This is a genomic window from Kordia sp. SMS9 (genome assembly GCF_003352465.1).
Classification (GTDB): Bacteria; Bacteroidota; Bacteroidia; order Flavobacteriales; family Flavobacteriaceae; genus Kordia.
On record NZ_CP031153.1, the window covers coordinates 5,313,755 to 5,325,550 of the forward strand.

The following is an 11,796-nucleotide window of genomic DNA, read 5'->3' on the forward strand; positions in this document are numbered from 1 at the left end:
CTATTTTTTCTTAAATAGATAAAGTACACGTTCCGAATCTGCAATTTCTTTTTTAGCTACCAATTTGAAATGTTCGGAATAGGTTTTTTCAAAATTTTCTACATTGTAATGTCCAAATTGATCTTTGAATTCTGCTTTCGCATTGAGCAATCGTGTTGCATACGAATCGGCTCGTTTTGGGAATTCAATGATGAGGTTTTTGGAGAATGTTGCAAAGAAAGCAGCGGAGTTTTGAAACGGCACATTTCCTGTCAACGATATGTGATGAATTAATGCCAACGCTAAGGTTGCATCTGGCTGAAATGCTTTTACACGCTCTATAAACGACGAACGTTCTGTATTTTGAAAACCAATTGCCGCCGACGGATTTAGCAAATCAATCGTAAAAGGCAGCATGTTTTGTTCTTTGTTTTTTTTGACTGCATAGTGATTTTGATCTACGGCATTGTTGTCAATATCGCCCACCAACGCCAGCTCAATTTCAGTTTGTATTTCGCGCACAAATGTTCCGTCGTTTCCGCCGACATCAATGACCGTTTTGGCTTGTATTTCCTGCATCCAATCGTTAATAATAGATGATTTCTGCTGAAAAGCGGTATCCGAATAGTTTGTTTTTTGATAGTAATTTCCCCATTCTGATTGCGAGGAGAGCTTTAGTTTTTTGATGTAATTGTACAAACTGTCAATAATGTTGAACAAGCCTTTTTTGGATAACGAAGCTTGTTTCGTTGCTTTTACATCTTCTTCTTGATGCTTGTTTTCAAATTTTGCCAATAAGTGAATATTGGTATATAAAAATGGATTCAATTTTGTCTTTCCTGGCAATAAGGAAGCGATCATTTTTAGGGGAATTCCGTCAATGAAGTTCGACATCGTTTTGAGGAATTCGGCACCGTGATATTTTGCCACAACCAACGGCCCTAAAAAGTGCGTGATGAATTGTTTGTACGCGCGCCACGGTGTATTTTCTTGGTAAAAATCTAGCGAAAGCGTATCAATAAAAATAGCATTCCCTTTGTAAAAAGCGATATTGTACGCTGTTGCATCTTTTAATGAAAAGTTGTGTTGCAGTGCATATTTTTGCAGCTTTAACGTATGCAAAGCCGCTTCTTTATATTGCTGAAAACTCCACTCGTACGGATAGGTGATGAACGGAATTTGTGCAGGTTGAATACAAATATGATTTTCTGTATGTTCTGTTTCTGTATGCGGAATCAACAGTTTGTGCTGAAATGCTTTTTGAAAGAATTCGGAAGTTTGTAACGCTTCGTATTGCGGAAAATAACTTGGGAATATGATTCGTTTGATGCTATCGTTTTCAACATACACATATCCACTAGGATCGCGATACGATGAAGCATGCTGCGCATTAGTTGTCATCTTGCGATGATTTTTTGAGCGTTTCATCATTCACATCAATGTCGTCAAAAACCTCTTCTGAAGTGTCTTTTTGCAAGCCCAAAATAGTTCTGATTTTGTATTTGATACTTTTATAGAACAATAAAACTCCAGCAGCAACAGCAACAGCAGCTTGCGCAATCATGGCACCTAAGCCCGCATCAAAGTAAAGAAATTGCATAGTTTGAGATTTCAGTAAAGATATAAAAATTTACTTTTTGGCAATGATTATCTAACATAAATTCAATATTGGAAAACCTCGTAGCTATTCGACTTTTTTTCTAGTTAAATGATAGATATTGATTCCGAAAATTGCCAAATTGGTAATGATAATTGGCAAACCTACGCGCAATGTGGGCATTAAGTACCCGTATAATACAAAAAGCAAACAACCAATTCCGTTGATCTTTCGCAGGTTTTTTAAGTCTTTCATAGTGAAAGAAACCAATACGGCAAGTGACGCTAAATATCCTATAATTTCTGTTCCTGTGATTCCTAGTATGTCCATTTTTTGTTTTTTGTTGCATTTCGACTGCGCTCAATGTGGCAGGTTTTTGATTAAAAAGCTAAAATCAACAATCATACATCAAAAAAAGGTTTCACTGCGTACCAATGAAACCTTTTGTATGATATGAATTTTATATTTTAGATTGTTTTGTTACGCTTTCTTTCTACTTCCGTTAGGAATACTTTTCGTAAACGTAAGAAGTTTGGCGTTACTTCCACGTATTCGTCTTTTTGAATGTATTCCAATGCTTCTTCTAGTGAAAATTTGATGGCAGGAACAATTTTTGCTTTGTCATCGGCTCCTGATGAACGAACGTTTGATAGCTTTTTCGTTTTCGTAACATTTACTGTCATGTCGTCTCTACGAGAGTTTTCTCCAATTACTTGTCCTTCATAAATTTCTTCTCCTGGATCTACAAAGAATTTTCCTCTGTCTTGTAATTTATCGATAGAATATGGAATCGCCGTTCCTTTTTCCATAGATACTAATGAACCATTTTGACGTTCTGGAATTCCACCACGTAAGGGTTGGTATTCTTTGTATCTGTGTGCCATGATTGCTTCTCCAGCCGTAGCTGTTAATAATTGGTTACGCAATCCGATGATTCCTCTTGACGGAATTAAGAATTCGCATACCATACGATCTCCTTTAGCTTCCATACTGAGCATTTCCCCTTTACGAAGTGTCACCATTTCGATTGCCTTTCCAGATACATGTTCTGGTAAGTCGATGGTTAATTCTTCAATTGGCTCACATTTTACACCGTTTATTTCTTTGATGATTACTTGTGGTTGTCCAATTTGCAATTCGTATCCTTCTCTACGCATCGTTTCAATTAATACTGATAAGTGTAATACACCTCTACCAAATACGATAAATTTATCTGCGCTATCGGTTTCGTTTACACGTAAAGCTAAGTTTTTTTCTAGCTCTTTCATTAAACGATCTTTGATATGGCGTGAGGTTACAAATTTTCCATCTTTTCCAAAGAAAGGAGAATCGTTGATGGTAAACAACATACTCATTGTTGGCTCATCAATCGCAATAGTTTTTAAACCTTCCGGATTTTCCAAATCGGCAATCGTATCTCCAATTTCAAAACCTTCCAAACCGACAATCGCACAGATATCTCCAACTTGAACTTCCTGAGTTTTCTTTCTACCTAAACCTTCAAATGTAAATAATTCTTTGATTCTTGATTTTATAATACTTTTATCACGCTTTACTAAGGATACTTGCATGCCTTCTTTGAGTGTTCCACGTTGCAAACGTCCAATGGCGATTCGTCCTGTAAAAGAAGAATAATCTAACGACGTAATTAACATTTGCGTACTTCCTTCTTCAAATTCTGGTGATGGAATGTGTTCCATAACCATGTCTAATAATGGCTCAATAGAATCGGTTGGTTTTTGCCAATCGTCTGACATCCAGTTTTGTTTTGCAGAACCATATACTACTGGGAAATCTAACTGCCATTCTTCCGCACCTAATTCGAACATTAAGTCGAATACTTTTTCATACACTTCTTCTGGCGTACAGTTTTCCTTGTCTACTTTATTAACAACTACACAAGGTTTTAATCCTAAATCAATAGCTTTTTGCAGTACAAATCGTGTTTGCGGCATTGGACCTTCAAAGGCATCTACTAATAGTAATACACCATCTGCCATGTTTAATACACGCTCTACTTCTCCTCCAAAATCGGCGTGACCAGGCGTATCAATGATATTGATTTTAGTTCCTTTATAGTTGACAGAAACATTTTTAGAAGTAATGGTAATTCCACGTTCACGTTCTAAATCGTTGTTGTCAAGAATGAGATCCCCTGTGTTTTCATTTTCACGAAACAGTTGACAGTGATACATTATTTTATCTACCAAGGTTGTTTTTCCGTGGTCAACGTGCGCAATTATTGCAATATTTTTTATTGAAGCCATGTACTGCTGATTTTTAAGCGTGCAAATGTAGGGTTTATTTACTAGAGAAAAGAATTTTAGTGAGTTTTTAGATTAAATTCCTATGAATAAACATTTTAAGAAGTTTTTAAACGCTACAAATTATCCTATTTTTACAGTGTTTCTTTCAGAATTTACGCGTAAAGTTGTAACATTTTCATGCAGATGTCGTCTTAAATAAGGTAGCTAACGTAATTATCAATATTTTTATCGTTTTTTATTTTTAAAAATGCAGATATTGTTAAATTTGCACTCCTCCACCAAATTAATAACAAATTAGTAAACTTTAAAGACTTCATTCAATATGAAAAAAATTTTATTCCTGTTCGCAATTGCCTTTACGGTTATAAGTTGTGGAAACAAAAATACTGAATCAGCTTATATTCCAAAAGACGCTGTTGGAGTAATGTACATGAACTTAGGTTCATTGTCAGAAAAGAGTAAAGATGTTGATTTTAAAAATTTAAGCATCGTTAAAATGATGGAGGAAAATGCTCCTCAAGATTTTAAAAAGTTCATGGACGAGAACTTAACAAAAGAAAACTTAGAAGCAACGTTCCGCAATGACTTCATTTTAGGCTTCATGAAAATGGGGAACCGCATGTCGGGTTCAGGAGGATTGATTATTCCTATCCAAAGTGCAGCTGCTTTTGAAAAGATGATTGCGCCTGCAGTTGAAAAAATACCAAGTTCTGACAAACAAGAAAATGTTGGAAAAGGAGACGCATTTACCGTTTATGCCAATAAAGAAATGGCATTTGGTTACAATGAACAAACAGCATTGGTCGTTTTTTCATCTAACGGATTTGCAGGTCAAGAGTTGATTGACTTGACAAACCTAGAAGCTTCTGAAAATATTACTGCTACCGATTATTTTAAAGGTTTCTTTGATGCAGATCAAGATATGGGAATGCACATTACGTCTACACCTGTGGCAGATATGGCAAGTCCAATGGTATCTAGCATGTCTGGACTTAAAGTTGATTTAAAAAATAACAACTTTGTGTATCACACGACTTTTGAAGAAGATCGTTTGTATGCAAGTATGAAATTACTATTGAATGACGATTTAAAGTCGCTTATAGGATATGATTCGTGGATGGCTACTGGATACGATGCAAATTTATTGAATATGATGCCTAACAATCCTGCGGTTGCGATGAAAATGTCTATGGATCTTCCTGCGATGTACAAGCATGTTGAAAGCTTACAAGACAATAAAGTTTTACCAGAAATGATCAGAAAGCAATTAAAAATGTCTTTAGAAACTGCTAATAAGCAACTAGAAGGTATGACAGGAATGACTGTCCTTGACATTGCTGGTATTTTTGAAGGCACAATGATGGTTGCCCTTACAGAAGGCAAAACAGTAAAAGATAGCATCCGTACTTACAACTACGACGACGGCCCTGAGTTTAAAGTTTTTGAAAAGAAAATGCCATATATGTATGCAGCAGTTTCTATTAAAGATATGAAAAAATTTGAAGAGCTTGTAGGAATGGCAATGATGATGTCAAGACCACAAACAAAAGGGAAAAATTATTATCAAATGTCCGACGATGCTTTTGTATTGTTAAAAGGCAATGCATTATTTATCACCAATGATGAAAGTAAAGCAGATGAAGTATATAATAATGGAAAATTAGCTTCTAATCTTTCTGGATTTGAGCACAAGTCTAAATTAGACAATTCTATGTACATCTACTCTGCTTCTGGCGCAACAAGTATGTTTTCTGACATGATTACTGGTATGAATCCGTATGCGAGTATGTATGGAAACGACATGGGAGTTGATGACACGTATAAAATGATGTCAGAATATTTTGGAGATAGTCACATGATTATGAATGCTGATGGACTGGAAGCGTATACGTACATGAAAGGCGAAGGAAATTCACTAGAAAATATGATTGCCTATATCAATGCAATGACAGAACAATCTATGAAAATGATGGCACGTTTTTAAATAATAGAATCTTACAAGATTTACAAACGTGATTATAGATATACAATCAATACATCCAACTTACTTTACTCCAGCTTCCTCCGAAGTTTGGAGTAAAGTTTTTTATTTGGAAGCTGGCGGAAAGTACTTGGTAAAAGCAGCTTCAGGTAGTGGAAAGAGTTCTTTTTTTAATTTTTTATACGGTTTAAATAATAAGTTTACCGGAAGTATTCTTTTTGATAAAGAGGATATTTCTAGTTTTCCGGAAACAACATGGACACAGTTACGCCGTGAAAAAGTCTCCATCGTGTTTCAAGGATTGCGCTTGTTTCCTGAACTGACGGCTATGGAAAATGTGCAACTGAAAAATCAATTGACAAATCATAAAACGGAAACTGAAATTTTAGCCTACATGAAACGTTTACACGTAGATGAATTGGCCGATAAGAAAGCAGAAACTTTGTCGTACGGACAACAACAACGCGTTGCCATTGTGCGCGCACTTTGCCAACCGTTTGAATTGTTATTGCTCGATGAACCTTTTAGTCATATTGACGATGCGCAAATTGACAATGCTACAAAATTAATCATTGAAGAAATTACCCAACGAAAGGCAACTTTGCTCATTGCGAGTTTAGGAAATTCATACAATATTGACTACACAAAAACATTGCTCCTGTGATTAAAAACTTGTTACATAAACAAATTCACTTTTCGCAATTGCTGTTTTTTGCGTTGACGTCTAGTCTTGGATTGGGAATTTTACTCGTGGTTTTCCAACTGTTTTTGGATACACAACCACTTTTTAGTTCTTCTAATGATTTAATGGGCAATCAAAATGTAATTATCTCTAAAGCTTTGGGCATTGATAATGCATTTACAGATGAAGAAATCGAGGTTCTAAAACAGCAAAAATTCATTACAAAAGTAGGTGGTTTTACCAACGGAACGTACAGAGTTCGTGGAACGGTCTCTTTTGCAGGAATCAGTGGTATTACGACCGATATGTTTTTGGAAGCAATTCCGAATAGTTTTATTGATATTCAGGATGAGAATTGGAAATGGTCTCCGAGTTCGCGGGAAGTTCCGATCATCATTCCAAAAAATTATATTGATTTGTATAATTACGGTTTCGCGCCAAGCTCAGGATTGCCGCAAATTGATGAAAAGTTGATTCAACAAATTCCTATTGAACTGGATTTGATAGGTTCTGCTGGTAGAAAAAAATACAATGCCTATATTTTAGCGGCTTCTGAAAAGATAAATTCCATTATAGTACCGCAAACTTTTTTACAGCATACCAACCAATTGTTGAGTCCTGACAAGGAAATTAAAATTTCGCGGGCAATTTTGGAAGTAATTAATCCTTCTGATCCTACATTGCTGGAATTTTTAGCAAAAAATAAATACCAATATTTTAAAGCTGAGTTATTAAGTTCTCGCATTAGTTACTTTTTGCAACTCGTATTATCAATTGTATTTGGGATTGGAATTTTGATCACGTTTTTATCTATTACGTTGGTGATTACCAATATCAACTTACTCATTTTAAAGAACAAACAAACCATTTGTCAATTGCACTTTTTGGGCTTCTCTCAAAAACAAATTGCAGCTGTATATCTTACATTATCGTACAAAATTTTAGCAATTTCTATTTGTATTGCAGTAGCACTCACGTTGATTTGCAAGTTTGCTTTCATACCGTTTTTAAAGAATTTAAACGTGGAGTTTTCTGCGTTTTCATTAGTGTATGTGTGCATTGTTGCAATTGTTTTATTTGTTGTGCTTGCAATTTATTACACCAAACACACCAACAAAAAAATCAAGCAAATGACCGCGGTCAATACCAGCTTACTTACTACTGAAATTTAGTGTATCTTTGCACAAAATTTACAAATATATGCAACTTAGTTCTATACCAAAGATCAAACATACGACTTCCAATAATTTCTTTTTATTAGCAGGTCCCTGCGCTATTGAAAGTGAAGATATGGCATTGCGCATTGCGGAAAAAGTAGTCGCAATTACGGACAAATTAGAGATTCCGTATGTGTTTAAAGGAAGCTTTAAGAAAGCCAATCGCAGTCGTATTGATAGTTTTACTGGTATTGGAGATGAAAATGCCTTAGAAATCCTTAAAAAGGTTTCTGAAACCTTTGATGTGCCAACAGTTACTGACATTCACGAAGTTTCGGATGCTGCCAAAGCAGCACAGTATGTAGATGTGTTGCAAATTCCTGCATTTTTGGTGCGCCAAACCGATTTGGTGGTGGCGGCAGCGAAAACTGGAAAAGTAGTGAATTTGAAGAAAGGACAGTTTATGAGTCCTGAAAGTATGCAACACGCCGTAAAGAAAGTACACGATTCGGGAAATGAAAACGCTTGGATTACCGATCGCGGAACGATGTTTGGCTATCAAGACATGATTGTCGATTTTCGTGGCATTCCGACCATGAAACAATTTGCGCCAACTGTTTTGGATGTGACACACTCGTTACAACAACCCAATCAGTCCAGTGGTGTGACAGGTGGACGTCCTGAAATGATTGAAACCATTGCACGTGCTGGCGTAGTTAATAATGTTGATGGTTTGTTTATTGAAACTCATTTTGATCCTGCAAACGCTAAAAGTGATGGTGCTAACATGCTCCATTTAGATCATTTGGAAAATTTGTTGAGCAATTTGGTTAAGATTCGCAGAACGATTCAGGCTTTGTAGACTTCTTAGACTTGCTTAGGTTTTTAGATTTTTTAGATTCTTTTTTGTTGAAACTTCAATACAAACTAGCAGCTTCTTTTATGATATCAAAGAAAATTTTAGTGTTGATGTGTTTCACATCTTTATATCGAAGTGATGCCATTTGCTTTCTGTTTTTTGTCACCAAATGTGAAGGATGCATGGTAAGTTCGCCGCCTTTTACCAAACCAACATCTACAAATTTCTTTTTATGGCTCGCATTTAAGTAACAAAATGGTTTTCCTTTGTAATAGTAAAATGGAATCCTGTATTTGTATTTTAGTTCTGCGGTTGGCAACAAATGTTCAATTAATACTTGCAATTCTAGTAAGATAGATTTGTATGGTTCTGGTTGTTGTACTATGTAGGTTTCTGCGGGATTCACTTTTACTTTTAATGACTTCAAGATAAAACATATTTTACTCTTTCTACAAAAAAAAGAGTCTACAAACTGTAAACTCTCTTTTTATAACATCGTTTTCTTCAAATGTTAATAGCAGCCTCTTGTATCTAAACAATCTCGAAACGTACCGGTTCCGCAATAGTCAGTATTACCATTAGCAGTTGTTGTAGGTCGCGTACATTCGGTATTAGTACAAGATAAACAAGTTTGTTTGTTATCTTGTGTATGACACTCCAATTCAGTTGGACAAGCAATACTGGTTATAGTAATTGGTTCTGTATCTACATTTACAAGCGATCTACCGATGATGTTTTTCATGGCATTAAAGGATACAACAGTTGTTTTTTGAAATTTCAGTTTGGAGATAATTTGTTTTTTCTTCATAATCATTAGGGTTTCATAAGTTATGCTCAAATATAAATCCACAAATGTATTTTTAGTTAAAAAAGCATCTAGAAATTCATAAATCCCGAGTATAATTTTATTTATGTAATATTCTGATTTTCAAGGTTTTTTATATAGTATGAAGGATATAAACCTGTTTTATTTTTAAAAGCTCTTGAAAAGGACTCAGAACGATTAAAACCTATTTCTCTAGCAATAGAATCAATGGTATACGATCTAAATCGCTTATCTTCCTTCAATCTTCTGATCGCATAGTTCACTCGTAAATCGGTAATATAGGCTGTAAACGATTTTCCTTTGTGTGCATTCACTAATTTTGACAAATAGGAAGTGTTCGTCTTTAGTTTTTTAGCCACTTCATTCAAACTACTATTTTTACTTAAAAACTGTTCTTTATCTTCAAAGCTTTGTAATTTCTTGAGTAGTTTTATTTTGGTTTCATCAATAATTTCTACTTCTTTGGAAGCAAGTTCTGTCGAGATTTTCTTTTTAGAAATACTTTCTTTGGGAGCTTCTTTTTTGAATACTTCTTTTTGTACACCTACTTTACTTTTTTGTTTTTCTTCTTCTAAACTTTGTAAAAGTGCTATAAACTTTTGTTGATTGTCTTTTTCACGCTTTTTATAAAAATATATCAAACCAATTACTACAAAAAATCCCAAAAAGGCACTTATATATAATACGGTTCTAGTTTTTTCGGTTTTCTGTTCCGCTTTATTTAATTCTTCTTTTAACGATTGTAAGTCATATTTTTTAATAATGTCTACACTAATACTACCTTGTCGTTCATCATTTTTCTTATAGGCTTCATTCGCTTTTTCATAATATTTTATACTATTTTTTGTATTTCCTATTTCATTATATGATTTTGCCAACAATGCATACGTTTCTTCCAACTTTATAAAATCAAGTTTATTTTGTTGCATTAAAGTACCTGCTTTGAGCAAAATATGTATAGCTTTTTGAAACTTTTTTTCTTTGTAAAACACTTTCCCTTTTTCAAAATAAATAAGTGGAATTTCGGTAGTCACTGTTTTTATTTCTTGTGCAATAATTAAAGATTCATCCAAAAGTTCATGAGCTTTTGAATAATTTTCATAAAATCGCTCAATAGTTCCTAAAAAAGAAAGTCCATAAAACTCATATTCTTTATAGTTATTATCTCGACTAAGTTTGATTGTCTTCTCACAATATATTCTGGCTTTAGGATAATTTTCAACCTTTATGTACCCTTTGATCAAAGCAACATATACTTTTATTTTCAAATTAATTAATTCTCCTACTGTGCCATCATTAATAACAATTAGAATTTTATCAAGTAGTTCAATAGCACCAACATTATCATTCGTTTCAAGTTTTATCAATGCTAAATTCAATAAAATAGCCAACTCTCGCTTTACATTATTACTTGCTTTTGCTAATTCTAGTGCTTCTAGATTAAATTCCATTGATTCTTTATAATTTCCAAACTTGAAATAAAAATTTCCTCTATTGATTAAGGAAGATAGAATCAGATCATTATCCTTTAATTCAACTGCGATCTTGTATAATTTGTCAACATATAATAGTGATTTCTCAAAGTTCAATTGATTGTGATGCCAGTGCGCCAGTGCATAATTTCCCCAAAATTGTGTCAATAAATCTTCAGATTGAAGCATTTCATCTTTAATGTAGCGAAGACATACAGATGCTTTTTTTGGATGTTGTTTATATTTTTGCAAGAATACACCCGTAAACTCTTTAGGCGCTAACTTCCGCAACGAATCTTTAAATACTTCTGCATTAAATTGTGGAACGGTATCTTGAAATGTCGTCTGAGAAAATGAATAGTGTCCAAGACACATACCCATTATAAATAGTAAAAAAGCAATACGTTTTTGGGACAGCATGCGGGGGCGTTGTTTCGGTTTTAAAATGATTTATGGTAGGTAGATGATCAAAAATAGTGGTTTTCTTATAATTAAAATAGTATTTGAAATGCTAATTTTATAAAACAACAGTTATTTGACACAAACAAAAATGAGATCTTTCCCCTTTTGAAACAAATTCTACACTGAGTAGAAAGCTTTTAAACATAAAAAAACTCCCTAATTTTTTTTAGAGAGTTTTCATGAATGTATAGATGCTAAATAGCGAAGATCAGTTGTGTGTTATTAACAATCTCTTTCGCTTTGATTACTATTTCCTAATCCAGTTTTACAACTTATTCCAGGTAGTGTCTGAGGCTCTGTAGTAACTACACATAAAAAGTTAACAGATGGTATTAAATCATCTCCGCCAAGTACATTATTGAGATGAGATACACTTACTTTTTTCATCTCTAATTTGAGTTTTCTTTCTTTTTTCATAATGTTTGATTTTATAGTTTAATGTTGCATCAAATATACTCGAAAATAAAAACGAGCTGTAAAATTGCTAGTCGTTATTTATAAATAACGGGCAATT

12 protein-coding genes are annotated in these 11,796 nt (G+C 34.0%); 4 read left to right on the forward strand and 8 right to left on the reverse strand.

The annotated features are described in order from the left end of the window. The 4 genes from KORDIASMS9_RS22400 to typA all read right to left on the reverse strand — a co-directional run bounded on the left by KORDIASMS9_RS22400 (window position 1) and on the right by typA (window position 3,843). Entirely contained in the window at window positions 1-1,380 is a 1,380-nt protein-coding gene (locus KORDIASMS9_RS22400) for a class I SAM-dependent methyltransferase (protein ID WP_114904992.1), read from the reverse strand. Further along, the gene (locus tag KORDIASMS9_RS22405) at window positions 1,370-1,579 is read right to left on the reverse strand and encodes a hypothetical protein (protein WP_114904993.1); all 210 of its coding nucleotides are present in this window, start codon (window positions 1,577-1,579) and stop codon (window positions 1,370-1,372) included. The genes KORDIASMS9_RS22400 and KORDIASMS9_RS22405 overlap by 11 nt, the downstream gene beginning before the upstream one ends. 84 nt (window positions 1,580-1,663) lie before the next feature. Then, window positions 1,664-1,906 (reverse strand): uroporphyrinogen decarboxylase, encoded by a 243-nt coding sequence (locus tag KORDIASMS9_RS22410; protein ID WP_114904994.1) that lies wholly within the window; start codon window positions 1,904-1,906, stop codon window positions 1,664-1,666. A gap of 137 nt (window positions 1,907-2,043) precedes the next feature. Beyond that, window positions 2,044-3,843 carry a translational GTPase TypA gene (gene typA / locus KORDIASMS9_RS22415; RefSeq protein WP_114904995.1) on the reverse strand — a complete coding sequence of 600 codons (1,800 nt, stop codon included), beginning with the start codon at window positions 3,841-3,843 and terminating at the stop codon, window positions 2,044-2,046. A gap of 322 nt (window positions 3,844-4,165) precedes the next feature. On the opposite strand from typA, the gene KORDIASMS9_RS22420 reads away from it, so the two are divergent. The 4 genes from KORDIASMS9_RS22420 to kdsA are packed head-to-tail and all read left to right on the forward strand — an operon-like array spanning window position 4,166 to window position 8,525. Further along, the gene (locus KORDIASMS9_RS22420) at window positions 4,166-5,827 is read left to right on the forward strand and encodes a DUF4836 family protein (RefSeq protein ID WP_114904996.1); all 1,662 of its coding nucleotides are present in this window, start codon (window positions 4,166-4,168) and stop codon (window positions 5,825-5,827) included. Between the two features lie 28 nt (window positions 5,828-5,855). Further along, complete coding sequence (locus tag KORDIASMS9_RS22425; RefSeq protein ID WP_114904997.1) at window positions 5,856-6,488, forward strand: ATP-binding cassette domain-containing protein; 633 nt, start codon at window positions 5,856-5,858, stop codon at window positions 6,486-6,488. 8 nt (window positions 6,489-6,496) lie between these two features. After that, entirely contained in the window at window positions 6,497-7,678 is a 1,182-nt protein-coding gene (locus KORDIASMS9_RS22430; protein ID WP_162820120.1) for a hypothetical protein, read from the forward strand. Between the two features lie 28 nt (window positions 7,679-7,706). Continuing rightward, window positions 7,707-8,525 (forward strand): 3-deoxy-8-phosphooctulonate synthase, encoded by an 819-nt coding sequence (gene kdsA, locus KORDIASMS9_RS22435; protein ID WP_114904999.1) that lies wholly within the window; start codon window positions 7,707-7,709, stop codon window positions 8,523-8,525. 55 nt (window positions 8,526-8,580) lie between these two features. Here the strand turns inward: kdsA and KORDIASMS9_RS22440 are convergent, their stop codons facing one another. The 4 genes from KORDIASMS9_RS22440 to KORDIASMS9_RS22455 form a co-directional block, all read right to left on the reverse strand. Beyond that, window positions 8,581-8,949: a DUF1801 domain-containing protein gene (locus tag KORDIASMS9_RS22440; protein WP_240321106.1), complete on the reverse strand. Its 369-nt coding sequence runs from the start codon at window positions 8,947-8,949 to the stop codon at window positions 8,581-8,583. 84 nt (window positions 8,950-9,033) lie between these two features. Next, window positions 9,034-9,330, reverse strand: coding sequence for a hypothetical protein (locus tag KORDIASMS9_RS22445; RefSeq protein WP_162820121.1), 297 nt, complete (start codon window positions 9,328-9,330; stop codon window positions 9,034-9,036). 101 nt (window positions 9,331-9,431) lie between these two features. Further along, window positions 9,432-11,072, reverse strand: a complete 1,641-nt coding sequence (locus KORDIASMS9_RS22450; RefSeq protein ID WP_162820122.1) for a helix-turn-helix domain-containing protein — start codon at window positions 11,070-11,072, stop codon at window positions 9,432-9,434. A 432-nt stretch (window positions 11,073-11,504) separates the two neighbouring features. Then, window positions 11,505-11,699 (reverse strand): hypothetical protein, encoded by a 195-nt coding sequence (locus KORDIASMS9_RS22455; RefSeq protein ID WP_114905002.1) that lies wholly within the window; start codon window positions 11,697-11,699, stop codon window positions 11,505-11,507. Window positions 11,700-11,796 lie beyond the last annotated feature (97 nt).